General features: G+C 45.3%; 24 protein-coding genes. 23 read left to right on the forward strand and 1 reads right to left on the reverse strand.

The genetic code is table 11. The features are described 5' to 3' along the window. Window positions 1-146: 146 nt before the first annotated feature. The 17 genes from J7I83_RS12540 (at window position 147) to J7I83_RS12620 (ending at window position 13,455) form a co-directional block, all read left to right on the forward strand. The gene (locus J7I83_RS12540) at window positions 147-392 is read left to right on the forward strand and encodes a hypothetical protein (RefSeq protein WP_215101233.1); all 246 of its coding nucleotides are present in this window, start codon (window positions 147-149) and stop codon (window positions 390-392) included. Window positions 393-1,305: 913 nt separating this feature from the next. Beyond that, window positions 1,306-1,743: a BrxA/BrxB family bacilliredoxin gene (locus J7I83_RS12545; protein ID WP_215101234.1), complete on the forward strand. Its 438-nt coding sequence runs from the start codon at window positions 1,306-1,308 to the stop codon at window positions 1,741-1,743. Beyond that, window positions 1,740-2,516, forward strand: a complete 777-nt coding sequence (locus tag J7I83_RS12550) for a class I SAM-dependent methyltransferase (protein WP_215101235.1) — start codon at window positions 1,740-1,742, stop codon at window positions 2,514-2,516. The genes J7I83_RS12545 and J7I83_RS12550 overlap by 4 nt, the downstream gene beginning before the upstream one ends. 278 nt (window positions 2,517-2,794) lie before the next feature. After that, window positions 2,795-3,388: a YpjP family protein gene (locus J7I83_RS12555; RefSeq protein WP_215101236.1), complete on the forward strand. Its 594-nt coding sequence runs from the start codon at window positions 2,795-2,797 to the stop codon at window positions 3,386-3,388. A 387-nt stretch (window positions 3,389-3,775) separates the two neighbouring features. Further along, entirely contained in the window at window positions 3,776-4,720 is a 945-nt protein-coding gene (locus J7I83_RS12560; protein WP_215101238.1) for a thymidylate synthase, read from the forward strand. Between the two features lie 164 nt (window positions 4,721-4,884). Further along, a complete protein-coding gene (locus tag J7I83_RS12565; RefSeq protein WP_215101240.1) occupies window positions 4,885-5,382 on the forward strand; it encodes a dihydrofolate reductase in 498 nt (165 codons plus the stop codon). After that, a complete protein-coding gene (locus tag J7I83_RS12570) occupies window positions 5,375-6,115 on the forward strand; it encodes a lysophospholipid acyltransferase family protein (RefSeq protein WP_215101243.1) in 741 nt (246 codons plus the stop codon). Before J7I83_RS12565 ends, J7I83_RS12570 begins: the two co-directional genes overlap by 8 nt. 94 nt (window positions 6,116-6,209) lie before the next feature. Next, window positions 6,210-7,049 carry a DegV family protein gene (locus J7I83_RS12575; RefSeq protein ID WP_215101245.1) on the forward strand — a complete coding sequence of 280 codons (840 nt, stop codon included), beginning with the start codon at window positions 6,210-6,212 and terminating at the stop codon, window positions 7,047-7,049. Between the two features lie 38 nt (window positions 7,050-7,087). Next, window positions 7,088-7,885, forward strand: a complete 798-nt coding sequence (locus J7I83_RS12580; RefSeq protein ID WP_215101247.1) for a GDSL-type esterase/lipase family protein — start codon at window positions 7,088-7,090, stop codon at window positions 7,883-7,885. A gap of 12 nt (window positions 7,886-7,897) precedes the next feature. Beyond that, window positions 7,898-8,473, forward strand: a complete 576-nt coding sequence (locus J7I83_RS12585) for a YpmS family protein (protein ID WP_215101249.1) — start codon at window positions 7,898-7,900, stop codon at window positions 8,471-8,473. Between the two features lie 16 nt (window positions 8,474-8,489). Next, window positions 8,490-9,020 carry a peptide-methionine (S)-S-oxide reductase MsrA gene (gene msrA, locus J7I83_RS12590; RefSeq protein WP_215101251.1) on the forward strand — a complete coding sequence of 177 codons (531 nt, stop codon included), beginning with the start codon at window positions 8,490-8,492 and terminating at the stop codon, window positions 9,018-9,020. Beyond that, window positions 9,017-9,442 carry a peptide-methionine (R)-S-oxide reductase MsrB gene (gene msrB / locus J7I83_RS12595; protein ID WP_215101253.1) on the forward strand — a complete coding sequence of 142 codons (426 nt, stop codon included), beginning with the start codon at window positions 9,017-9,019 and terminating at the stop codon, window positions 9,440-9,442. Before msrA ends, msrB begins: the two co-directional genes overlap by 4 nt. Before the next feature lie 58 nt (window positions 9,443-9,500). Beyond that, window positions 9,501-9,716 carry a YozE family protein gene (locus tag J7I83_RS12600; protein WP_215101255.1) on the forward strand — a complete coding sequence of 72 codons (216 nt, stop codon included), beginning with the start codon at window positions 9,501-9,503 and terminating at the stop codon, window positions 9,714-9,716. A 70-nt stretch (window positions 9,717-9,786) separates the two neighbouring features. Further along, a complete protein-coding gene (deoD, locus tag J7I83_RS12605) occupies window positions 9,787-10,491 on the forward strand; it encodes a purine-nucleoside phosphorylase (protein WP_215101256.1) in 705 nt (234 codons plus the stop codon). 266 nt (window positions 10,492-10,757) lie between these two features. Then, window positions 10,758-12,281 (forward strand): lmo1851 family serine protease, encoded by a 1,524-nt coding sequence (locus J7I83_RS12610; protein ID WP_215101258.1) that lies wholly within the window; start codon window positions 10,758-10,760, stop codon window positions 12,279-12,281. Between the two features lie 56 nt (window positions 12,282-12,337). Then, window positions 12,338-13,219, forward strand: coding sequence for a CobW family GTP-binding protein (locus J7I83_RS12615; protein ID WP_215101260.1), 882 nt, complete (start codon window positions 12,338-12,340; stop codon window positions 13,217-13,219). Continuing rightward, window positions 13,216-13,455 carry a hypothetical protein gene (locus J7I83_RS12620; protein ID WP_215101262.1) on the forward strand — a complete coding sequence of 80 codons (240 nt, stop codon included), beginning with the start codon at window positions 13,216-13,218 and terminating at the stop codon, window positions 13,453-13,455. Before J7I83_RS12615 ends, J7I83_RS12620 begins: the two co-directional genes overlap by 4 nt. 90 nt (window positions 13,456-13,545) lie before the next feature. Here the strand turns inward: J7I83_RS12620 and J7I83_RS12625 are convergent, their stop codons facing one another. Continuing rightward, a complete protein-coding gene (locus J7I83_RS12625) occupies window positions 13,546-14,922 on the reverse strand; it encodes an MATE family efflux transporter (RefSeq protein ID WP_215101264.1) in 1,377 nt (458 codons plus the stop codon). 517 nt (window positions 14,923-15,439) lie between these two features. Between J7I83_RS12625 and J7I83_RS12630 the strand changes: the two genes are divergently transcribed. From J7I83_RS12630 to J7I83_RS12655, 6 genes are all read left to right on the forward strand, one after another. Further along, a complete protein-coding gene (locus J7I83_RS12630) occupies window positions 15,440-16,516 on the forward strand; it encodes an undecaprenyldiphospho-muramoylpentapeptide beta-N-acetylglucosaminyltransferase (protein WP_215101265.1) in 1,077 nt (358 codons plus the stop codon). A gap of 30 nt (window positions 16,517-16,546) precedes the next feature. Continuing rightward, complete coding sequence (gene dapF, locus J7I83_RS12635) at window positions 16,547-17,500, forward strand: diaminopimelate epimerase (protein WP_215101267.1); 954 nt, start codon at window positions 16,547-16,549, stop codon at window positions 17,498-17,500. 18 nt (window positions 17,501-17,518) lie between these two features. Next, complete coding sequence (locus tag J7I83_RS12640) at window positions 17,519-19,165, forward strand: sensor domain-containing diguanylate cyclase (RefSeq protein WP_215101269.1); 1,647 nt, start codon at window positions 17,519-17,521, stop codon at window positions 19,163-19,165. A gap of 246 nt (window positions 19,166-19,411) precedes the next feature. Then, complete coding sequence (locus J7I83_RS12645; RefSeq protein WP_215101271.1) at window positions 19,412-22,228, forward strand: 2-oxoglutarate dehydrogenase E1 component; 2,817 nt, start codon at window positions 19,412-19,414, stop codon at window positions 22,226-22,228. 24 nt (window positions 22,229-22,252) lie between these two features. Further along, window positions 22,253-23,515, forward strand: coding sequence for a 2-oxoglutarate dehydrogenase complex dihydrolipoyllysine-residue succinyltransferase (gene odhB / locus J7I83_RS12650; RefSeq protein WP_215101273.1), 1,263 nt, complete (start codon window positions 22,253-22,255; stop codon window positions 23,513-23,515). Between the two features lie 87 nt (window positions 23,516-23,602). Next, window positions 23,603-24,193 (forward strand): DedA family protein, encoded by a 591-nt coding sequence (locus J7I83_RS12655; RefSeq protein ID WP_215101275.1) that lies wholly within the window; start codon window positions 23,603-23,605, stop codon window positions 24,191-24,193. Window positions 24,194-24,498: the final 305 nt, after the last annotated feature.

Below are 24,498 nucleotides of genomic sequence, written 5' to 3' on the forward strand. Positions count from 1 at the left end.
CGCATTATGAAATTGATTCAAGTATATGCCGTAAAGAAATAAATTATTCGTTAAAGAAGAAAGGAAATGACAGAAAGTCGTTTTTTTTATGATTCTTTTCAAAGTTTCTCTTTTGTTGTATATTGGTAAGAGAAAAGAGTGATGTTATGGGCAGTGCAGTATTTCCGGCAAAAAAGAAAAAACTAGAAGCGATGGCCAAAAAGTATGGCGAAGATATGACTTGGCATACTTTTAAAATTAATTTTAAAGAGGATTACCCAGAGGATTGGGAGCTGATCAATTCCGCTTTTGAAAGTTACCAACGGAATACCAAAAGAGGCAAAAATCATCCGATGCCCCATCCGGATAAATACCTTAAGAATATGTACACCAGCATTTCAATAAATAATTAACTGGAAGAGCGTTCAATGGGGCGCTCTTTTTCTTATGCAAAAGAAACTTATCCATGGCTTAAAACGACTAATTAAAAATGATGAAATTCCATGAAATATTTCAAAAAACCTTTAAGACAAGTTTGACTTGTTATTCGACTAGATTGCTGATTAGCGAAAGAGGAGGAATAATTATGTTCATGATCTTAAATGCAGCTGTAATTTCACTTTGGATCACGTCACTTGCCGCATTTGGAAGTAGTTATATTCGTTATCTCAAGGAGGAACGCGCTTACGAAAAAAGCCGAAGAGCCGACTCTAATTAGGTGGATTACATGAAGAGGCGCCTGAATTGGGTTGCCTATACCGGAATTGTGGGAAGAAGTATGAGTGGAAAACATCATAGCCTACTGCAACTTGCCCCAATCTGCAATTTTATGAGTCTAAAAAAACATGGACTTCTTAAGATTGCGAGATAGGGGCTTTTGAAATATGTAAGCTTATTTGAGTCTAGTTATACCAAACAGACTTAAATACTGTTGTACAATCGAATAATCGATCGTGGTATGAATGATAAAACATTCCAAATTACAGAGAATATAACTTCAAAAACGACTTGCAGACTAATATCTTTAAACATATCAGCAAAACAATTTTCTTTTTTCTTTTTCTTCTTCATAATTTATCTCCTATTCACCCTGGGCCCCTCGAAGTTTGTCGTAAGGACTCTTGCAGCAGTATTTTATCTTGTCTATTATAAATTATTATATAGAAGAACCTTACATAATTTTCTTTTTTGCAAATATTTTTATTGGCCAGCAAAAATACACATATAAATCGGTACACTATGAAATTCCACACCATCTGGGTTACACTGAAATAGATAAAAACATATATGCTAAACAAAATAAACTAAATGAAAAGAGGCAGAAGCATGAACGCATATGATGAGTACATGAAAGGCATTGTTGTGCCGATGCGCCAAGAGTTAACCGGTGCAGGATTTAAGGAATTATTGACGGCTGAAGAAGTCAATGAACATATGAGCAGCTCTGCAGGTACGAGTCTGGTTGTCATCAACTCGGTTTGCGGCTGTGCAGCAGGCTTGGCACGTCCAGCAGTTATTGAAGCACTTCAGGCAGTGGAGGCGAAACCAGAGCATTTGGTGACGGTATTTGCGGGCCAGGACAAAGAGGCAACTGCACAGATGCGCAATTATTTCGAAGAAGTTCCTCCTTCATCGCCATCGATTGCGGTATTAAAAGATGGCCAATTGGCTTATTTTATTCCGCGTGAACAAATTGAGGGATACCCGATGGAACAAATACGCGATCACTTGTCACAGGTTCTTGAACAGGTGGCAGCTCAGTGAAAACAGTAGTCACGACAGCGTACCGGCCCACTTCGTCCACATTGGAGTGGGCCGCTCGTGTTTCAGCAGATCTATCGCTTTTGCAGGTCCCGCGCAATAAACGTTCCATCGACAGAATGCATGGGGATGAAGGGGCGGATCTTCTGGTCTGTTTGAAGGAACGGCTCGAGTTTTACCCCGTGGGTAAAAAAGAGCCGTTCTTTTTTCATCCGAATTCTGCAGCATTCCGAACGAAAAGACCACTCGAGCAGGATCCAGTAATTGAAGTTTCAGGACTCCAATCCGGCGATTCTTTTTTGGATTGCACATTGGGATTGGCTTCAGACTCACTAGTGGCTTCCCAGCATGTTGGTGAAAAGGGACAGGTTCTGGGCTGCGAAAGCCATCCAGTCCTTGCTTACGTTGTTGGACAGGGGTTGCGAACGTATAAGGAGATGCCTCATTTGATAGAGGCGATGAAGCGTATCAGAGTGGTGTCATCGGATGCGGTTTCGTTTCTGAAGACGCTCGAGTCCGATTCCATCGACGTTATTTATATGGATCCGATGTTTACTGAGGAAATTACAGAGGCATCCAATTTCACGCCCCTAAGAGGACCTGCTGACCATGGACAATTGACGGAGCGGTGGGTAGCGGAGGCGAAAAGGGTGGCGCGCAAATCCATTGTCCTGAAAGCACATTTCCGTTCGCAGGATTTTGAGCGTTTCGGATTTAACCGGCGCGTGCGGCCAAATACAAAATTCCATTACGGCGTAATTTTGGTTACGCCATAAAACGAGCAAGTAAAAAACCTTCTGGCTATCCAGAAGGTTTTTTACTTGCTCGTTAGTCTGTAAAAGAAAGTGAAGTCAAGTATCCGAGCAAAAACAGGAGACCCAGTCCGATCAATAATGATGCATCCATGAAAATTCCTCCTTTTCAAAAAAAAACAAGGCGTTCTTAATGACTTTATTGTACAATGAATTTCAAGAAGATGAAACCTTTACCAATAAAATTCGTATAAATAAGCAAACGGGTTACTAAAATGTTCATAAATGAAAAGGTGATGTTGATGAAAAATTGGTGGCAAAAGTCGCTGATGATTGCAGTTGCCGCTTTGACATTGGGCGCAATCTCCCCAAACCATTTAATCTGGGAGTCGCTTCTGGACGAAAAAAGCCAACCGAAATCTCACGCTGCTGAAAGCGATAACAAACAGTATATCTATGACTGGATCGATCCAAGCGAATTTTATGATACCAGCGAATCCATTCTCGACAAGGTCCATCAGTCGGCCGAAGAGCAGTCTTATTTGAAGTTCGGCTCGCGGATCGGTCCGGTTATTCAGGATGAATTCCAGACCATGATCCTACCGAACATCCAACGGGCGATTGATGTTCACCTGGCGACTCTCGATACCGGCAAATTGAGCAAATTGGCCATCTCTGAAAAACCGTCAGGCGATTACTCAGAAAAGATCTTCCATGTCTATGACACCGAAACTAACAAAGATGAAATTCGTTTCCACGTAAGAACGGAAAAAAAGCCGCAAGTGGGCTACTCTTTTAATTTCCATTACCATTTGGCCGAGGATGATTTCCAAAAGCACATAACCGTGGGCGATATTTACTGGTCCAAAAATACACCGCCGAAATGGCTTTCCTAAACCGCCCACATTGTGGCGGTTTTTTTGTATAAATCTGCTATAAGAGTTGAACTTAAGAATCATCATTTTAGAAACCGCTTCGGCCGCTTTGGGCATGGCTCCCACAAGAAGCCGGGAAAAGCATCCGTCTTCTTGTTTCGCCTAGCCCCTGAACGCGCCTGCGCTGAACTAGCAACTTGCCGAGATAGGAGCTGATGTTTTCCACTCACTTAATTTAGTAGATATGGAGCAAAACAGCGGAGGCGCCCGCGGCAAGCGTAGCTGTTTTGCGGAATATCTGTTGTGAAAGATTAGTAATTCAACTTATAATCTATATTAATTAAGGATGAAAGTGTTGTTAATAGAGAGTTTTTGTTATGATTAAACATGACAACGGAGGCGACTTACATGAAGCAATATTTAGATTTATGCGAACACATATTACATAACGGAGCGACAAAAGAAGATCGGACCGGCACGGGAACTCTAAGTGTCTTCGGCCATCAGATGCGATTCGATTTGAGCAAAGGGTTCCCGCTGATGACTACTAAAAAAACAGCGTTCCGCCTGATTGTCTCGGAACTTCTCTGGTTTATCAAAGGTGACACTAATGTCAGGGCATTGCTCCAGGACAATAATCATATTTGGGATGAATGGGCATTTGCGCAATGGGTGGCAAGTGAAGAATATGCAGGGCCTGATATGACCGACTTTGGCCGGCGTGCACAGAAAGATCCGGATTTTGCGGAACTGTACAAGCTGGAGATGCAAAGCTTTCAACGCAAGGTCATTGAAAATCCGGAGTTTGCCGAAAAATACGGGGATCTTGGACCGGTTTACGGCAAGCAATGGCGTTCGTGGGCGACAACACAAGGCGGGACCATCGATCAACTGAAGAATGTCATCGAATCCATTAAGAAAAACCCGGATTCCCGCCGCCATCTGGTGACAGCATGGAATCCAGAATTTATTGACGACATGGCTTTGCCGCCATGCCATATCATGTTCCAGTTTTACGTAGCGGATGGCAAACTTTCCTGCCAGCTTTACCAGCGCAGCGCAGATGTCTTTTTGGGAGTGCCCTTTAATATCGCATCCTATGCGCTATTGACGCATCTCATCGCACGGGAATGCAACTTGGAAGTCGGCGATTTCGTTCTTACGACAGGCGACACGCACCTGTATTCAAATCACCTGTCACAGGTTGAAGAACAGCTGTCGAGAGAGCCGAAACCTCTGCCAACCTTAAAAATCAATGAAGACATCGACTCGATTTTTGACTTGAAATTGGAAGACATCACAATCGAAGGCTACGATCCGCACCCGCGGATTAAAGCACCAGTCGCAGTTTAACGTCTAATATTTATTGGGATTTCGATTAACCAACAATTTTTTTATGACTGCAAAAACGTAGGGGAATTCGTGGAAGTCGGCGACTGCAGCGATTTCTTTAACAACAAAAAAGCCTAATCAATTAGAGTTCAACCCCCGCCAAAAGCGGGATAGGAGGAAGATTTATGATTTCATTGATGGTAGCGCATGATCCGAACCGGGTCATCGGAATAGATAACGAATTGCCTTGGCATATTCCAGCTGATTTGGCGTATTTCAAAAAACAGACAATTGGAAAAGGCATCGTCATGGGACGCAACACGTTCGAATCCATCGGCCGCCCGCTTCCAAAGCGCCGCAACATCGTTGTGACGCGCAACGACGATTATCAGGCAGAAGGTGTGGATGTGGTCCATAATTTGCAGGATGCCGTAAAATTGGCAAAAGAATTTCATGAAGAAGTGATGATCATCGGCGGCGAGCAGATTTTCAATTCGATTTTGGATGAGGCTGACCGTCTGTACATCACCCTCGTCCATCAGGCTTTTGATGGGGACACGTACTTCCCAGAATATGGCCGTGAGTGGAAGCTTGTTTCCGAGTCAGAGCAGCAAATTTCTAATGAAGTGCCTTTTTCGTACCTGGTGTACGAGCGTCGGAAAAAGAAAAAAGATCGTGCTTAATTCAGTTCGGACATTCTCTTTTTTATTCGGTTATTTGCCAATCAGTGCCGTGAACTTGAAGAAGTTCATCAAACAGAAGCCGCAGCTAAGTGTCGAGCAATATGATCAGTTGATTCACACGGAGCCTCAAAAATGGGCGTCCGGCATCATGAAACGGACGCAAAGCAGCGTTTCCATAACGGGTTTGGAAAAGCTGCCTGATGGGCCGGTCCTGTTTGTCAGCAACCATGAAGGGAACTTTGATATTCCGGTCTTGCTGTCGGCCATTCCGAAACCCTTTGGCTTTATTTCCAAAAAAGAAGTGCAGAAAATGCCGATCATTCCGATGTATATGGAAGAGATGAATTGTGTTTTTCTGGATCGGACCGATCGCCGAAGCGCTTTAAAGTCGATCACCGATACGGTTGAGAAACTGAAGGAAGGCCATTCCATCCTGATTTTCCCTGAAGGGACGAGAAGCAAAGGCCAAGCGATGGGCGAATTCAAATCCGGATTCATGCGTATCGCGAAAGATTCAGGCGTACCGATCCTGCCGATTGCGATTTATGGAACTTCTGATATTATGGAAAAAAACAACAACAAAGTCATGCCGGCAGATGTATCAGTTCAATTGCTTGATCCCATACCGGCTGAAATAATTCAGGAATATACTACAAAAGAGGCGATAGAACTGGTTCGTTCACGAATCGAAGAAGCTGTTCTTTCACTGTCTCAAAAAACTGCCAATAGATGACTGAAGTTTTCAGTTTGCGCAGACGAGGGACGACCCTATCGGTTGTTTACTGTAATGCAATTACTTAAACTAAAGTAAAGAAGGAAGTGATTTCATGTCCAAGATTCATATTGTCACGGATTCGACCGCTGATTTGAAACCAGAGGTCATTGAAAAATACGATTTGCATGTAGTTCCCTTAACGATTCAAATCGGCGGGGAAACCTATTTGGATCGCGTTGACTTGGAGCCCGAGTCTTTTCTTGAGCTGATGAAAAACTCCAAGGAAATGCCGAAAAGTTCACAGCCGGCTCCTGGTGTATTCAAGGAGCTCTATGATGAATTAGGTAAAACCGGAGATCAAATCCTATCGATTCATATGACAGGCGGCATGAGTGGTACTGTCGAGTCGGCAAAAGCTGCAGCTCAGCTGACAGAATCCGATGTCACCGTCATAGATTCACGCTATATATCGCACGCCTTGACGTTTCAAGTGTTTGAGGCGGCAGATATGGCGAAAACCGGAAAATCGATGGATGAAATCGTTGCACGGGTGGAGCAGATTCGCCTCAACACCAAGCTTTTTGTAGTAGTGGATACGCTTGATAATTTGGTCAAGGGTGGTCGGATTGGCAAAGGCCGTGCTTTATTGGGCTCACTGATGAAGATCAAGCCGATTGCCTCTTTGGACGACGGCGAATATACACCGGTTGCCAAAGTCAGAAGCCATAAGCAAGTGGTTGAATACTTAATGAAGGATTTCATGGACCGGACAGCTGGAAAAATCGTCAAAGGTGTTGGTATTGCACATGCCAATGGGCTTGCCATGGCTGAACCATTACGTGAAAAAATCAAGGAAACGGGCTTTACGGATATTAAATTCGATTTTACAACACCAGTCATCTCTACCCACACGGGAATCGGAGCGATTGGTTTCATGTATTATACGGATTGATTGGTGCGGAAAGGCCCATCTGAAAAGGAGAGATAAACTTGAAGCGCATCCTGTTTATCATCATTTTGTCCATGGGTATAGTAGCGGGGTGCAGTCCAACTTTTAACTTTGGCAATAAAGAAGCAGAACCAAGAACCGAGCCGGCCATCACTTCATACACCGTTCCGCCGAATTTTATTCCTCAAGCAGTGATCATTACAGCGCTTGGGGATTCTTTGTCTCAAGGCATAGGAGATCAAGAGAATTTAGGGGGCTATACAGGCAGAGTGGCGGCTGAAATACGGACTTGGCAAGGGATAGAAGGGGTGGCTATCGAAAACACCGCCAAACGCGGACGCCGCAGCGACCAACTCCTGGCCATGATTCAGCAGGGCGAATTGACTGGCTCTGTTGCAGAAGCGGATTACCTGTCGCTGACGATTGGCGGAAACGATGTCATGCGGATTATCAAACGCGATTTGTTTTCACTGAACCTGGAAGCATTTGCGGATGAGCTGATCCTTTATGAAAATAGATTCGATACGATCTATACAGCCATCCGTGATATCAATCCGAATGCACCCATGATCATCATGGGCATTTATAATCCCTTCTCGCTCATCACAGATGAGGTGGAAGAGTTTGATCAGATTATTGCTTCTTATAATGAAGTGATGAAAGAACGAGCTGAGTCAGATCCTCAGGCGTGCTTCGTACCTGTCAGCGATTTGTTTGTGGGTAATAAGAATTTGGTGTATCATTCTGATTTTTTCCATCCGAACAGTAAAGGCTATGACCTGATGGCCGAGCGCATTCTGGAACGGATGGAAGAATGCGGATTAAGTTACAAAGAATAGGGGTGGTGACAAATGAAAAAATGGCGTTTAGCTTTCTTTGTCTTGTTGGCGTTCAACGCAGCGGCATTGGTGGGAATTGTGCTTTATGTAACCACTCCATCGCAGGACCATACCTCTTATCAAGCGATGAAAAATGCGCCGGCCTCTGGCAATACGGTCGTCGTCAACACCACAAAAGCTGATTTTGAGGGAATTGCCAACACCTATATACAGGATGCCATGAAAGATCAACCGATTCCTCTGGCCTTGTCGGTTAATGACGACGTCAGCATATCGACCGAGCTGACTATTTTTTCAGTGACCTTGCCGATTTTGATGAAATTTGAACCGCTTGTTCAAGAAGATGGCAATTTATTGCTGGAGCAGAAGTCGGTGGAAGTCGGTATGCTGGATATTCCGCCTGAATCTGCGTTAAAGTTGCTTAGAGACTCAGTTGAACTTCCAAAATTTATGGAAGTGATGCCTGCTGACGAAGAAGTGCTGCTGAAACTGACGGAAATTCCTTTGGATGACGGCATTTCCGTACGGGCAACATCGTTCAACTTGCAAGAAGACGATATCCAATTATTGGTGACAGTTGAACCATAAAGAACGGAGTGAGCATATGAAGACAGAAAAAGCGACATTTGCAGGAGGCTGTTTTTGGTGTATGGTCAAGCCCTTCGATTCATTGGACGGCATTGAAGAAGTGGTGAGCGGTTATACGGGCGGCGAGATGCCGAACCCGACCTATGAACAGGTCTGCTCGAACGCAACAGGTCATGTTGAAGCCGTTCAAATTACGTTCCAGCCAGAGATCTTTCCTTACGAAAAATTGCTCGATGTTTTCTGGACGCAAATAGACCCAACCGATGCCGGAGGCCAATTTTTTGACCGCGGAGAATCTTATCAGACGGCCATCTTCTATCATTCTGAAGAGCAGCGCCTCGCTGCAGAAAAGTCCAAGCAGGAACTGGACAATTCGGGCAGATTCAAAAACCCGGTAGCAACTCCTATTATCGAAGCTAAACCGTTTTACTTGGCTGAATCCTACCATCAGGATTATTATAAGAAAAACCCTGCCCATTACAACCGGTATTCAGTCGGTTCCGGGCGGACAGCGTTTATTGAAAAGAACTGGGGTGGACAATCATGAAAGACGAATTGAAAGCTAAGTTAACACCAATGCAATATCATGTAACCCAGGAAAGCGGCACTGAGCCGCCTTTCCAGGGAGAATACGACCAGCATTTTGAAGACGGCATCTATGTGGATATTGTTTCTGGCAAACCATTGTTCAGTTCCAAAGACAAATTTGATGCGCATTGCGGTTGGCCAAGCTTTGCGAAGCCGATCGAAGGATCCGAAGTGAAGGAAAACCTGGATACAAGCCATGGCATGAGAAGAACGGAAGTCCGCTCCGAGACAGCCGATTCCCATCTTGGGCATTTGTTCCCGGACGGACCATCATCTCTTGGCGGCTTGCGCTATTGCATCAATTCTGCGGCACTCCGATTCGTTCCTAAAGAGCAATTGGACACAGAAGGACTATCCGAATACAAGAAACTGTTTGAATAATAGGTTGCCCGGACAACTGTCCGGGTTTTTTTTGCCTGAAATCTGGAAGGAGCCCTTCATGGACCGATCATTTTATCAATTTGCATTAAAATACCGAGGAAAATTGCATGCCGATGATTTCTCCCACTTTGCGGACTCGATGTTTCTGGACCATTCATTTCCCAAATCGTCAGCAGACTTCGATCAGCTTTCCAAATATGTCGAAGAAAAAGCGCACCCGGTCATGAAAGCCTCTGTCTTTGATGAAATGTGGCAAGAGTACACAGGCGAATAAGGCTTGTCATTGCACTATAGGAAAAAAACCAGTATGATTAAATCGACTATATTAAAGTGAGGTTTTTTAAATGAGTGTTCATATTAATGCGAAAAAAGGCGATATTGCCGAAACGATTTTACTGCCGGGAGATCCGCTCCGTGCAAAATACATAGCGGAGACTTTTTTGGAAGATGTAACCTTGTATAACGAAGTCCGCAATATGTTCGGCTATACTGGAACATATAAAGGAAAACGCATCTCCGTCCAAGGCACAGGAATGGGAGTACCGTCAATTTCAATCTATGTCACTGAATTGATGCAGGAATATGATGTGAAAAAATTGATCCGTGTGGGTACGTGTGGTTCAATCCACAAGGATGTTAAAGTGCGCGACGTCATTTTGGCACAAAGTGCGTCAACCGACTCGAAAATGAATGAAATCATTTTCAAAGGCATCAACTATGCACCAACAGCAGATTTCGATCTATTGTTGAAAGCTTACAACGCGGGCATTGAAAAAGGGTTAAACCTGCGCGTCGGAAATGTCTTTACTGAAGACGTTTTCTACAACGAATTTGCAGAACACGAAAAATGGGCGCAGTATGGTGTGCTTGCACTTGAAATGGAATCTTCAGCTCTTTACACATTGGCTGCAAAATTCGGTTGCCAGGCGCTATCAATCCTGACTGTCAGCGATCACTTATTGACAGGCGAAGTGACAACTGCCGAAGAACGCCAAACGACGTTCAACGACATGATTGTCGTAGCTTTGGACGCAGCGATTCAAGAGTAGAAAGAAAAGCGCAAGCGCCCGTTGAATCTGGGCGCTAGAGTCTAGACAAGAAAGAAAAGCGTAAGCGCCCGTATAGATTCGACGGGCATAAGACAGACCGGCAGTGTGGCGTTTTTTGCCACATAGCTGGGTTGGCTTATGACCCTAGAATCTGGGCGCTGGAGTCTGGACAAGAAAGAAAAGTGCAGGCTGACAAAAGACTGTTTCGACAGTCTTTTCATTTCATATCCTCTGGTTCTGAAGCAATTATGAAAGTGGTGAAATAGATGGATGAGAAACGTCCGGGGGAAGAGCAGGAACAGATTCCACCAGTAGAACAATCGCCGTCGCACACTATTAAGATGAAAACATTCTCTTTTATTATGCTTGTATTCCTTTTAATAATAGCAACGGCAGGTTTGACCGTTTTCGCGTTGACTTTTGGCGAGGACAAAGCGGTAGAAGTCAATTCACCGGAACGTCGTGAATTCGAGAAGCTCTACACAGCATATGATCAAATCCAGGACCAATATTTTGAAGAAGTGGACAGAGATGTTCTGGTAAATGGTGCCATTAACGGCATGGTCGATTCGTTGGAAGATCCTTATTCCGATTACATGAATGAAGAAGAAGCGTCGCAATTTCTGGAAGGGATATCGTCCAGTTTCCAAGGAATTGGCGCAGAAGTACAGGAGCGCGGTGGGTTTGTGACGGTGGTTTCACCGATCAAGAACTCGCCAGCTGAAAAAGCGGGTGTCCTGCCGAACGATCAGATTTTAGCTGTTGATGGAGAAAGCATCCAAGGCTTCACGACAACTGAGGCAGTCATGCTGATTCGCGGTGAAAAAGGTACTGAAGTCACGTTGACCATTCAGCGCGGCGAAAATATAGATCCGATTGACATTACCATCGTCCGTGACGAAATACCGATTGAGACTGTTTACGCAGAAATGATCGGAGACAATGTTGCGCATATTCAAGTAACAAGCTTCTCTGAAAATACCTATCAGGAGCTGCTTGATGCTATTGAGGACATGGAAGCCGAAGGAATGGAATCGCTCGTCATGGACGTTCGCCAAAATCCGGGTGGCTTGCTCGATGTGGCTCTTGATATTTCCAATCTCTTTATTGAAGATGGCAAGCCATTATTCGAAGTTCAGGCAAAAGGTGTAGAACCGGAAATTTACATGTCTTCACCGGGCACGAAGATTGATGTGCCGGTTACCATGTTAATCGACGGTGGAAGTGCTTCGGCGTCCGAGATTCTGGCCGGAGCGATGAACGAATCCGCGGAGATTAAATTGGTCGGGGAGAAGACATTCGGCAAAGGAACAGTACAAACAGCCAATGACCTTCAGGACGGCTCTAATTTGAAATTCACGACGGCTAAATGGTTGACGCCAGACGGCAATTGGATTCACGAAAAAGGAATCGAGCCGGATGTGGCAGTGGCATATCCGGAATATGCTTCTCTTCCAATTTTAGATTCTTCCTTGGAACTTCAAGACGGTTCTATTTCCGAACAGGTCGAAACAGCTGAGCAAATGCTTGAAGCGCTTGGTTACGAAGTCGGGGAAGTGGATGGTGTATTCGAAGAGCAGATGACAGAAGCAGTCGAAACTTTCCAGCAAGAAAACGATTTGGAAGTGACAGGCGTTCTGACTGGAGACAGTACTCTTGCCGTGATGGATGCATTGCGCCAGAAAATTGAAGATGAAGACCCGCAATTGCAGAAAGCAAAAACACTTCTGATGGAAGAAGCTGGAACAACTTCTTCAGAAGCTGAAGAAGTTGAAGAAACTGAAGAGTGATTTTTAAGGTCCGCTTAGGCGGGCCTTTTCTTAAGCAAAAAAGAAAGGATGAGACGATGAAAGACGTATATTTGTTCAGTGGATTTTTGGGGAGCGGAAAAACGACTCTACTGAAGGGCATGATCAGCCAAATGAAGGGCCAAGGATTGAAACCGGCAGTCTTCATGAACGAACTTGGCAAAATGAACATGGATTCCGATTCAGTGGAAGACGGGGTGCCGCTGAAAGAAATTCTCGACGGCTGCATCTGCTGCTCTGGATCAGAGAAATCAGAAGCGCAGATCCAAACCTTGTTGGCCGAAGAAGATTTTGATGTGCTGCTGATTGAAACGACAGGTGCGGCGCATCCGGTGGAAGCTTTGGATGCTATCTTTTCACCTTTGTTTGCCGACCAATTGAACTTCAAAGGCATCGTCACCGTAGCCGACAGCAAGCGCTGGATGGACCGGAACAGCCTTTCGCCACAGATCCGTTCCTTGTTTTTGGAACAAATCCGCCATGCCGACTTGATTTTGGCCAATAAAATGGATTTGCTGACGGACGGCGAGCAAGGTACGGTCGTCTATGAGATCCAGTCGCTGAATCCGAAAGCACAGATCATCCAGACGGTCCATGCCAAAGTGCCATTCTCAGCATTGGGCAAACTGACGCCTTCAAAAGCCGAAGGCGTAACTAAAGCCCCTGTCTCCAAACTGAACTTGAATGCCAAAGTGCTGCAGTTTAAAGCGCCGGTACAACGTGAAAATTTTGAAGAATGGCTGCGTGCACTGCCGGATACGGTTTTCCGCATTAAGGGTTATGTGCCGCTTGAAGGCGATAAGTACCCGCACGCTTTTCAGTTTGCTTACGGGATGGCGCAATGGCTTCCGGAGTACATCAAGATGCAGAACCAGATTGTGGTCATCGGAGAAGGGTTGGAAGGAGTCGAACTGCCGTGATTGAATCGTACCGAAAACTCTGGGCGCAGCGTGCGTCAGCAGAGAAGATTGCCACGCAGCAAGATCTCGAAAAAAACATCCTGATCGAATTGAACGATGAATTGACCCATCCCCGTGTCCGCAAATCCAAAGAGCAAAAATTGGAGCTGGCATTGGCACGGATCGCAGAATCGGATTTGTCGGACTCAGAAAAAAGCGGCTTAAGTGCTTTGTATAAAAAGCTTTCCGCTCAATAAAACTGTGGCTACGGTAGGAAACAACAGATATAAATAAAAGCAGGAAGCGAAAAATCATCGATTTTTCGCTTCCTGCTTTTTTATCGTTTTTTATTTTGCGGAACGTACCCGAACTAATGAATGTGCAGAAATCCGTTTTTGGATTAGCAGCAATCGGATGGACAGGGTGATGGCACCGGCGGTTAAGCCGACAATCAGGCCGATCCAATAACCAAAGGCTCCGAAATCGGTGAAATTCGCCAGCAAGTATCCGCAGGGCAGGCCGATGACCCAATAGGAGATCAGCGCCATGATGAAGGTGATATTGACATCCTTATAGCCACGGAGCGCTCCTTGCACAGGTGCCTGAATGGCGTCCGATAGCTGGAACAAAGCAGCAAACAGCAGGAACTGGACAGCCAGCTCGACCACTACAGGGTCTGAAGAATACAAGGCTGCGATTTCGCTGCGCATGAAGAACAGGATACAGGCAGATAGGGAGCTTAATGTAACGGCAGTGCCCACACTCATCCAGCTGTATTGTTTGGCGTCCTGAAAGCGCTTGGCGCCGACTTCATAGCCAACCAGTATCGTAGCGCCCATGGAGATGCTGAGCGGCAGCATGTAAAGCAAGGAAGCAAAATTCAAGGCGATTTGATGTGCCGCAATGGTGACAGTACCGTAAACTGCCAGCATAAAAGTCACAGCAGAAAAAATGCTCGTTTCCACAAAGATTGAAATGCCGATTGGTACACCGATCCGGCTGATTTCGCCCCAGCTGCTAAGAGAAAATTTCGGCCAGTTGCGGAAGATGCGGTAGGAATTAAATGGGTTTCTCGTATGGATGATCCAAATCGCGATTGCCAGAATCAGCCAGTAGGTGATGGCCGAGGCAAGTCCGGCCCCAACGCCTCCAAGTTCCGGAAAACCGAACTTTCCAAAAATCAGCAAGTAGTTGAAGAAGATGTTGATGGGTGTAGATAAGAGTGAAATGACCATCGTGACACGGGTAGCGCCGAGTGCATCGATATAAGAGCGCAAAGCATTGTAAACGAATAACGGAACCAAACCGATCGACATCGCAAAGATATAGCGGTTTGCAACGTCAGCAACGACCGGTTCGAGATCCATGAACGCGATCAAGTAATCGATGCTGAAGTAGAAAAAAGCGAAGACGATGGCCGCCAGCAGGACGGCCAAATAAATCCCTTGCTGGACGGCTTGTTTTACCTGTTCTTTTTTCTTAGCCCCCATCAATTGTGCTACAATTGGGGTGATGGACATGAGAATTCCAGCAAGACCGATATAGACGGGGACCCAAAAGGATGACCCGATGGAAACGCCAGCAAGATCCTCTGTTCCGTAGCGGGCAGTCATGTAGATATCGAAAAATGTTACCATATACATCGCGACTTGCGTTACGAGAATCGGAAAAACAATTTTCACCAACAGCAGAAATTTTTCTTTCATGGTTCTTGTTTGTTGCATAATTCTTTCCTCCCGCAAATTATCTGAGTTGAAATTAAAATGTAGCTTTTTCACATCGCTTTGGCCACTTTGGGCATGGCTCCCGCAAGAAGCCGGGAAAAGCATCCGTCTTCTTGCTTCGTTCAGCCCGTGGACGCGCCGGCGCTGAGAAATTTACTTATCTAAATATGAACTTATGTTTTTCACTAACTTACTAGCAGGTATGGAGCAGCGAAGCGACATCAAGGATCCCCTGCAAGGCGCAGAGCGGCTGAGGGGGCATGGGCGCTAGCCAGTTGGCACTGCGGCGTCCTGCCGCGCCAACTGCATGACCCGCATCCTGTTTAAAGTGCAGCTGTTTTGCGGAGGACCGACAATGAAAGATGATTAGTTCAACTTATATAGTTTGCAAAAGCTGTTATATTAACTTCAGCTTACCCAACAACAATTTTACACATAAAATCCAGTATAGCATAGACAGGCTGTCTTCAAAGCGAATCTGGCTATGCCAAATTAATAGATGAGAGTAGGCCATGTAATGGACAACAAAACAATTTTATTGACCGGGGGCGGGACGGCAGGACACGTCTCCCTGAACCAGGCATTGATACCGGAATTGAAGAGTTTAGGCTTCCATGTGGAATACATCGGATCCAAAGAAGGAATTGAAAACGAACTGATCCGTGATTCGTTTCCCTCGGTGCCTTACCATCCCATTTCCAGCGGCAAATTGAGACGTTATTTTTCCACCAAGAATTTCTCGGATCCATTCCGTGTGGGCGCAGGGCTGACACAGGCGCTTAATATCATTCGCAAGACCAAACCCGTCGCGATCTTCTCAAAAGGCGGATTCGTATCTGTTCCAGTGGTTATGGCTGGCCGGATGATGTCAGTGCCGGTCATCATCCATGAATCGGATGTGACACCAGGGCTCGCAAATAAGTTGGCTTTGCCTTTTGCTGACCATATCTTTACCGTTTTCAAAGAAACTTTGGCGCATGTGCCGAACACCAAATCGACGTGTACGGGATCTGTGATCCGCAGTGAGCTGATGGAAGGCTCTGCCGAAAAAGGCCAGGAAATCTGTCCGTTCGATAACGAACTGCCGGTTTTGATGGTTATGGGCGGAAGCCAAGGATCAGCAATGATCAACTCGGCTGTCCGAAACAACCTGGAGCGGCTGTTGAAAGGTTTCAACGTCATCCACTTATGCGGCAAAGGCAATAGCATGCCTGAACTGAATGTCCACATAAATTACCGCCAGTTTGAATACGTTACGCATGAGCTTCCACATTTGCTGCATATGACGGACTTTGTGGTATCGCGGGCAGGCTCTAATTCGATTTTTGAATTTCTGGCCTTGAAAAAGCCGATGCTGCTGGTGCCGCTGTCTATGCAAAAAAGCCGGGGCGACCAAATATTGAATGCCAATTTATTTGAAAAACAGGGCTTTGCCCATGTGGTCGAAGAAGAAGAACTGTCTGCTGACCGCTTTCTGGAAGAGCTGGACCGGCTGCAGGCTGATAAAGAAAAGTTGATCCAAGCAATGTCACAAGCAGAAGCCCCGATTACTGCAGCAGAAATGGCTAAACTGGTGTCAGCACATACAAAATAACTCCCTACTATATTTAAAGAGGTGACCCGAATGGAAATGACAATGATAAAAGTCCATGGCTCTATGAATACCTTCTATATGTTTGAATCGGAAGAACGCGCTGATTTTGCGCAGCTGGCAATCCAGCTGTCCGCATTGGACAACGACCTTGATGGCATTTTAGTGATTTTGCCTTCAGCTGTCGCTCACGCCAAAATGCGTGTCTTCAATAATGACGGCTCGGAAGCATCCATGTGCGGAAACGGCCTGCGCTGTGTGGCACGTTATGTGTGCGAACGCGACGGGGTGCAGGAGGCGGTGATTGAAACCATGAAAGCTTGCCTGTGTGTGAAAAAAGAAGAGACCTTAAACGAGGGGATCGAAACCTATGCGGTGGAGATATCGCCGGTTTCATTTTCGCTCAGCAGTTTGCCGATGAACTATGAGGGACACGGTGAATGGATTCATAAGCCATTGCCATTCGTTTCGGAAGAAATACCGTTTTCAGCGGTCTCTGTTCCCAATCCGCATCTGATTGGCATCGTGCCTGCGGATTTGCAGAAAGATACAAGCCATCAGCAAAAATGGGCGCAGTATTTTAATGGCGAAAATGAATACTTTTCAGATGGGGTCAACGTCAGTTACGTGACCCCGGTAGAGGATGGCATTTTTGTCCGGACTTATGAACGCGGTGTCGGATTCACCAATGCCTGTGGAACCGCGATGACCGCATCGGCATTGATCAGCTGTATGGCCGGGCTGGTGCCTTACGGAGATGTGTCTGTCTATAACCCGGGAGGCATGGTGAAATGTTCAGTCTCCGGTCAGGGAGAAGACATCCATCTTCAGCTTACCGGCAATGCGACTTACCTGTCCGTTGCTCAATTCGACTGGGCCGCTGATGTGGCCGAAAGCAGAATCCTATCCTCTGAACCTTTGGAGGAACAGGTGCGTTACGAAAGATTTATTGAGCAAATTTCAACTTTCTCGAAACAATTTGTCTGATGGAAAGCGGTGAAATAGATGCCAATGCCTTTTACAATAGAGCAGCTGGATCTCCTTTACAGAAACTCAAAAGATCCGGTTTATTTTATGAAACAGAACGGCGATACGTTTGACTATGTATATGTCAATCTGATTTGCCAGGCGATTTTCCAAAAAGAACTGGCTGGAACCACTTTGGATGACAGCATGCCGCCGGACCTGTCAAGAGAGATAAAAAGGCAGTATCTCATTGCATTGAAAGCGAGAGATAGGCATACTTACCGCGACTATAGTCTGTTCAGTGACTTGGATACAGCAATGGAAACCGAATTGACGCCGATTGATTTTGAAGGACAGCGATTTGTGCTGGCGGTGACGAAAAACGTGACTGTACAGAAAAAAATAGAAGAGGATTATTTGTTCTACGAGTCTTTAGTTCAAAATTCAGTTGATCCCATGATCATGATTTCAGCGGAATACATGATCATTGATTTGAATCCTGCCTATGAAAAAACATTCGGAGTGAAAAAAGAGGATTGGATCAACCTTTACTATAAGGATTTGCCAGACAAGCAAAAAGAGCAGTTTAAGACAGGCAAGAATTTGCTGGATCAGTTTGTCCCGGGATCTAAGAGTTCGTCAATAATCATGAATCGCCGAAAACAGGATGGCACGATGGCGAAGTTTTCAGCTAGCTATTCCCCCGTCAATGAAAATGGCATCATTCGGGCATTTCATGTCGTTTTCCGGGAATTGACCAACGAACTGTTGTTGAAGAATGAGCTGAAGAAAACCGAGAATATTCTGGAGAGCTACAAGGATGCACTTAATTACGCAGCGCTTGTCGCAATCTGTAATCTATCTGGTACCATAGAATTCGTCAATGACAATTTAAAAAAGCTAACGGGTTATCTGCCCGAAGAGCTGATTGGATTGAATGTTTGTGAAATAGGGGAAGCGGCCATTTCCACTGAAGAATATGAAAAGATTCGCAACGTTATTTTGCGGGGAACCATTTGGCGTGGACAGCTAAAAAGCCTAAAGAAAAATGGTGAGCTTTTCTGGGTGGATGCCACCATTATTCCTTTGCTGGATATAGATGGAAAGATCTATCAAGTGCTGTCGATTTTATTCGACGTGACGGAAAGAAAACAATTGGAGGAACAACTTCGCTTTATGGCTTACCATGACAGTTTGACAAGTTTGCCCAATCGCCGTCTGATGGTTCAGCAATTTCAGCGTATGAAAGAACAAGCGGAAGAAAAAGGGGAACGTATCGCCCTGTTGTATATTGATGGCGATGACTTTAAATCAGTCAATGACCAGTTTGGCCATAATGTCGGCGATGAGTTTATCTATCATTTTGGGCAAGCAATCAAAAAGAGCATACGCAAAGGCGATTTGGCTGCAAGGGTAGGCGGCGATGAATTTCTGGTGGCGCTTTGCGGAATTGATCCCGAAGAAATCCAGCTGCATATCGAAAAGGTCATCGGCCGAATCAACCAGACGCTTGCCGAAGGCTGGAAAATCAACGGCTACCTTTTCACGCCGAGTTCATCAGCTGGCATCTCCATTTATCCTGTCCATGGCGATGATTTTGACGACCTTGTCAAAAAAGCGGATGCTGCACTTTATTTAGCGAAAAACAACGGGAAAGGGAAATTTTACCTGTATGCCTCTCCTTGATAAATCGACAAAAAATGGCGGTTCCAGAGCTTTAGAGTGGATGTAAGCGCTTTACATTATGTTATGTGAATATTTTCACGGAAAGGCTTTGTTTTTCAATCTGGAAGTAGTAAGATTGATAGGGAATTTTAATCTTTTCTTACTAAAACGCCTTCTGCTTTATGTCTAGTGGGATGCGTGATAAAATAGACGAGACATATACAAATAATGTGACTGCCGTCAAACAAATAGTTGGAGGTTTTTTTAATGTCTAGCAATTATTCAGATGCAAAATCCCCATGGAGTTCCATTACAGGCCCCAACCTGGGATACATAATGGAGATGTATGATCTGTATCAAGAATCACCGGAATTACTTGATCCAGAATACGTCGAACTTTTCAAGCAATATGGGCCCCCTGCTGAAGTTGAAGTTTCCACAAGCCAACAACCTTCAGCCTCAAAAGCCGTGGAACCTAATAATTTCGAAAAAGTTTTGGCTGCTGTCCATTTAGCTGAAGCGATTCGCGCACACGGCCACCTGGCATCGGACATTTATCCGCTCAAAGATCAGCCGAAAGATACCTCACGCGTGGAGTCTTCAACCTATGGCCTCAGCGATCAGGATTTGAAAGAAGTCCCAGTTTCGCTGCTTTTGAATAATGCACCAGGCAATATTACAAATGGTCTGGAAGCCATTGACTATTTGAAATCGCTTTATACGGATAAAGTCGCTTTTGAATTTTCTCACGTGGTCCAGCCGCAGGAACGCAGCTGGCTGCAGGACAAAATCGAAGCCGGCGACGTCAGACCGACATTGGATGCAGACAAGAAAAAGCAGGTTCTGGATCTGTTGACCCGCGTCGAAGGTTTTGAAAAATTCGTCCACCGCACGTTCGTTGGACAAAAACGCTTTTCAATTGAAGGCGTCGATTCACTAGTTGTCCTAATGGATGAACTTGTTCGTTTATCTGAATCGGCCGGCACAAAAGACATCATGATCGGGATGGCGCATCGCGGTCGTTTAAATGTGCTTACACATATTTTAAACAAACCATACGAAATGATGTTTGCCGGTTTTGCACATGTTGGAGATGACGCTTTCCTTCCGGAAGACGGCTCTCTTCAAATCACTAAAGGGTGGTTCGGCGATGTGAAATACCATATGGGTGCAGCTTACAAATCTGCAAACGGGACAAGCGTTAAACTCGCTTATAACCCTTCACATCTGGAAATTGTCAGCCCGATTGTTGCTGGACAAACGCGCGCAGCACAGGAAATCACCAATCAAAAAGGTCTAGCTGAGATGGATCCGAAAAAATCCTATGCGATTCTTGTGCACGGTGACGCAGCATTCCCTGGACAGGGCATCGTTACCGAAACTTTAAACTTCAGCCGTGTTAAAGGCTATCAGACAGGTGGATCAATCCACGTCATCGCCAATAACCTGATTGGCTTTACAACCGAACAATTTGATTCGAGATCCACACATTATTCTTCAGATCCCGCAAAAGGCTTTGAAGTGCCAGTTTTCCACGTTAATGCTGATGAGCCTGAAGCTGTAGTTGCAGTTGCCCGCTTGGCGTTTGAATACCGTGAGAAATTCGGCAAAGATATACTGATCGATCTGATCGGCTACCGCCGCTACGGACATAATGAAATGGATGAACCATTGGTGACGAATCCGACGATGTACCATGGCATCCATCAGCATGATACAGTTCGTGAACTATATGGAAAACAATTAGCAGCAGAAAAAGTGCTGTCAGAAGATGATGTTAAAAAGCTCGATGCAGATACTCAAAAAGAAATGCAGGAAGCCTATGACAAAGTCAAAGAAAACAAATCTGCGGATTTCCCGAAACTTGAAATTCCCGAGGCCGTACTGAACGGTTATCCTGAAGTGCCGACAGGCGTTGACAAGGATACCCTGACGAAGATGAATCAAGAATTATTGTCTTGGCCAAGTGATTTCTCAGCTTTCGGCAAGTTGGCGCGAATTCTGAAGCGCCGTGAAGATCCGTTCAATGATAAAGGCAAAATCGACTGGGCACATGCGGAAACGCTGGCATTCGGTTCAATCCTGCAAGACGGCAACCCGATTCGCCTGACTGGCCAGGATGCGCAGCGCGGCACATTCGCTCACCGCCATCTTGTTCTGCACGATGATAAGAACGGCAATGAACTTGTGCCGTTGCATCATATTTCAGATGCTAAGGCATCGTTTGTCGTTTATAACAGCCCACTGAGCGAAGCATCTGTACTGGGCTTCGAATACGGCTACAATGTTGAAAACGAAAAAGCACTTGTTATATGGGAAGCGCAATACGGCGATTTCGCCAATATGGCGCAAATGATATTCGACCAGTTCATTTCAGCTGGACGTGCGAAATGGGGCCAAAAATCAGGATTGGTCATGCTGTTGCCACATGGCTACGAAGGCCAGGGACCTGAGCATTCAAGTGCCCGCCTGGAGAGACATCTTCAGATGGCTGCTGAAAACAACTGGACGGTCGCAAACCTTTCAAGCGCAGCGAACTACTTCCACATTTTACGCCGCCAGGCCAAAATGCTTGGAGAAGAGTCAATCCGCCCATTAATCATCGTTTCACCGAAATCACTGTTGCGCCATCCATTGGTCGGTGCAGATGTAGATGATTTAGCTGAAGGCCAATTCGAAACTGTCATTGAACAGCCGAATATGGGCAAAGACGCCAAAAAAGTGAAACGTGTTCTTTTTGCAAGCGGCAAAATGGCAATCGATCTGGCAGAACGGGTGAAAGATGGAAAAGGCTACGAATGGGCGCATATTGTCCGCGTCGAACAGTTGTATCCATTCCCGGCTGAGAAGATCAAAGCAATCGTTGACCGGTATCCAAACGCCAAAGAGTTGGCTTGGGTACAGGAAGAACCAAAGAACATGGGTTCATGGACATTTGCAAATCCGTATCTGGATGAATTGGCAGACGGCAAAGAAGTGAAATATTTCGGACGCATCCAACGCCAAAGCCCTGCAGAAGGCGACGGAGAAGCACATAAAATAGAACAAGCACGCATCATTGATGAAGCATTAGCTAAATTGTAAGGATAATCTAAGGAGGAATTTTTTGTGGCAGAGATCAAAGTACCAGAATTAGCAGAATCAATTACAGAAGGAACAATCGCTCAGTGGCTTAAACAGCCGGGCGAAACAGTCCAAAAGGGCGAATTCATCGTTGAACTGGAAACAGATAAAGTTAACGTTGAAGTCATTTCCGAAGAAGCTGGCGTTGTTCAGGAACATTTAGCACAGGAAGGCGATACAGTTGAAGTCGGACAAGTTATCGCAATCGTTGGCGAAGGTTCTGGCGAAGCTGCGGCACCTAAAGCTGAAGAAGCCCCACAAAAATCCGAGGAGCCTGCTAAAACAGAAGCGCCTGCAACTCAAGAGCCTGTGGAAAAAGATCCGGCAGCTGAAGAGCAATCTTCTACTGATCGGACAATCGCAAGCCCTGCAGCACGCAAATTGGCACGCGAAAAAGGAATCGACCTGGCAGCTATTTCTCCAGTAGATCCAATGGGTCGTGTACGTGTTCAGGACGTTGAAGCTCACGGGTCGAAACCGGCTGCAAGTGCACCGGCAGCGAAAGCGGAAGCACCAAAAGCTGCAGCGCCTTCTTCTGATGAAGAAAGTGGCCGCATCGTCCGTGAAAAAATGTCAAGACGCCGTCAAACAATTGCAAAACGTCTTCTTGAAGTAAGACAGTCAACTGCAATGTTAACTACATTCAACGAAATCGATATGACGAACGTAATGGCTTTACGCAGCCGCAAAAAAGACCAATTCCTTAAAAATAACGATGTGAAACTTGGCTTTATGTCATTCTTCACAAAAGCAGTTACAGCAGCTTTGAAAAAATACCCATATGTCAACGCTGAATTGGACGGAACAGATGTCCTTCTAAAACAGTTCTATGATGTAGGTATTGCTGTATCAACTGAAGAAGGTCTTGTTGTACCGATCGTTCGCGACACGGACAAAAAGAACTTTGCTGAAATTGAAGCGTCTATCGGCGAACTTGCTAAAAAAGCACGCGATAAGAAGCTTTCAATTGCTGACATGACAGGTGGTTCATTCACAATCACGAATGGTGGGGTATTCGGTTCATTGATGTCTACACCAATCTTGAACGGTACGCAGGTTGGTATTCTTGGAATGCACACCATCCAAAAACGCCCTGTTGCAATCGGCGATGAAGTTCAAATCCGTCCGATGATGTACGTAGCACTTTCATACGATCACCGGGTAATTGACGGAAGCGATTCTGTTGGTTTCTTGAAAATGGTCAAAGATATGATCGAGAACCCAGAAGATCTATTGCTGGAATCTTAATAATTGTTCAACCCGATAGTCCTGCATTGCAGGACTATCTTTTTTTTGTCATCATAAAGGTAACAAGCCTAAAGGCGGTAGAAGTACATGGATATCTCGTTTTTGATTGAATTAGTGAAGGAATATGGTTATTTCAGTATGTTCATATTTAATTGGCTGCTGCTGTTTGGGTTGCCAATCCCCAATGAAGTGGCTGCAGCATTTTCAGGAGTGATGACAGAAATCAGCTATTTTAATCCGGTTTATGCTTTTTTGGCGGCTTATTTGGGGCTGATCTCCAGCAATACCTTCGCCTATTTTATTGGCCGCAGTTTGGGTCACAGGTTGTTGAACCGTTTGAACCGGACCCGGTTAAAGCAGCCAATCAGCCGTTTCAGCGGATTTCTGGAAAAACATGGGGAATGGGCGATTGCGTTCAGCTTTTTCCTGCCTGGAATCCGTTGGGCGATGCCTTATGTCGTCGGCGCCAACCGCTTTCCATTCCTGCGCTATATGATGTTCGCTTATACGGCAGGATTTGTCTGGATGTTTGTATACTTTAATGTCGGCAGGATGTTTCCTTATGCCTATGAGACCATCCTTGAGCACCTGCAGGTCTTTTTGATCCTATTGTCGGTTCTTGTCATTTGTATTGTGGTGTTCCGCTATCTTTACAGTACAAAGTATGCGAAGAAGTAAAGGGTTTTTCGAGAATATAGTAAAGTTAATCGACCTGCATGATCCACATCCAGTGGAGCTGATTTGCTCCATATCTTTTATGAATATAGTGGAGAAATAGAGGCTTGCTTTGAATTCACTCCATCTCTTAGCGCCGGCGCGTCCAGGGGCTAGGCTTCTTGCGGAGCCATGCCCAAAGCGTCCGAAGCGTTGGGTAAAAGCTAGTTTCTTCAGTTCAACTCATATAGCTTTTTAGTAAAAGATTTCGCAAATTATAACCTATGAGCACATCAAAGCAGAGCCGGTTTGAAATTAATCTGCTTTTT

It is taken from the genome of Planococcus sp. ISL-110, from assembly GCF_018613575.1.
GTDB lineage: Bacteria > Bacillota > Bacilli > Bacillales_A > Planococcaceae > Planococcus.

Excerpts from the sequence above, each read along its gene's own strand:
- J7I83_RS12540 (WP_215101233.1), top strand. The coding sequence starts at position 147 with ATGGGCAGTGCAGTATTTCCGGCAAAAAAGAAAAAACTAGAAGCGATG.
- J7I83_RS12545 (WP_215101234.1), top strand. The coding sequence starts at position 1,306 with ATGAACGCATATGATGAGTACATGAAAGGCATTGTTGTGCCGATGCGC.
- J7I83_RS12555 (WP_215101236.1), top strand. The coding sequence starts at position 2,795 with ATGAAAAATTGGTGGCAAAAGTCGCTGATGATTGCAGTTGCCGCTTTG.
- J7I83_RS12560 (WP_215101238.1), top strand. The coding sequence starts at position 3,776 with ATGAAGCAATATTTAGATTTATGCGAACACATATTACATAACGGAGCG.
- J7I83_RS12565 (WP_215101240.1), top strand. The coding sequence starts at position 4,885 with ATGATTTCATTGATGGTAGCGCATGATCCGAACCGGGTCATCGGAATA.
- J7I83_RS12575 (WP_215101245.1), top strand. The coding sequence starts at position 6,210 with ATGTCCAAGATTCATATTGTCACGGATTCGACCGCTGATTTGAAACCA.
- J7I83_RS12585 (WP_215101249.1), top strand. The coding sequence starts at position 7,898 with ATGAAAAAATGGCGTTTAGCTTTCTTTGTCTTGTTGGCGTTCAACGCA.
- msrA (WP_215101251.1), top strand. The coding sequence starts at position 8,490 with ATGAAGACAGAAAAAGCGACATTTGCAGGAGGCTGTTTTTGGTGTATG.
- msrB (WP_215101253.1), top strand. The coding sequence starts at position 9,017 with ATGAAAGACGAATTGAAAGCTAAGTTAACACCAATGCAATATCATGTA.
- J7I83_RS12600 (WP_215101255.1), top strand. The coding sequence starts at position 9,501 with ATGGACCGATCATTTTATCAATTTGCATTAAAATACCGAGGAAAATTG.
- deoD (WP_215101256.1), top strand. The coding sequence starts at position 9,787 with ATGAGTGTTCATATTAATGCGAAAAAAGGCGATATTGCCGAAACGATT.
- J7I83_RS12610 (WP_215101258.1), top strand. The coding sequence starts at position 10,758 with ATGGATGAGAAACGTCCGGGGGAAGAGCAGGAACAGATTCCACCAGTA.
- J7I83_RS12615 (WP_215101260.1), top strand. The coding sequence starts at position 12,338 with ATGAAAGACGTATATTTGTTCAGTGGATTTTTGGGGAGCGGAAAAACG.
- J7I83_RS12625 (WP_215101264.1), bottom strand. The coding sequence starts at position 14,922 with ATGCAACAAACAAGAACCATGAAAGAAAAATTTCTGCTGTTGGTGAAA.
- J7I83_RS12630 (WP_215101265.1), top strand. The coding sequence starts at position 15,440 with ATGGACAACAAAACAATTTTATTGACCGGGGGCGGGACGGCAGGACAC.
- dapF (WP_215101267.1), top strand. The coding sequence starts at position 16,547 with ATGGAAATGACAATGATAAAAGTCCATGGCTCTATGAATACCTTCTAT.
- J7I83_RS12640 (WP_215101269.1), top strand. The coding sequence starts at position 17,519 with ATGCCAATGCCTTTTACAATAGAGCAGCTGGATCTCCTTTACAGAAAC.
- J7I83_RS12645 (WP_215101271.1), top strand. The coding sequence starts at position 19,412 with ATGTCTAGCAATTATTCAGATGCAAAATCCCCATGGAGTTCCATTACA.
- J7I83_RS12655 (WP_215101275.1), top strand. The coding sequence starts at position 23,603 with ATGGATATCTCGTTTTTGATTGAATTAGTGAAGGAATATGGTTATTTC.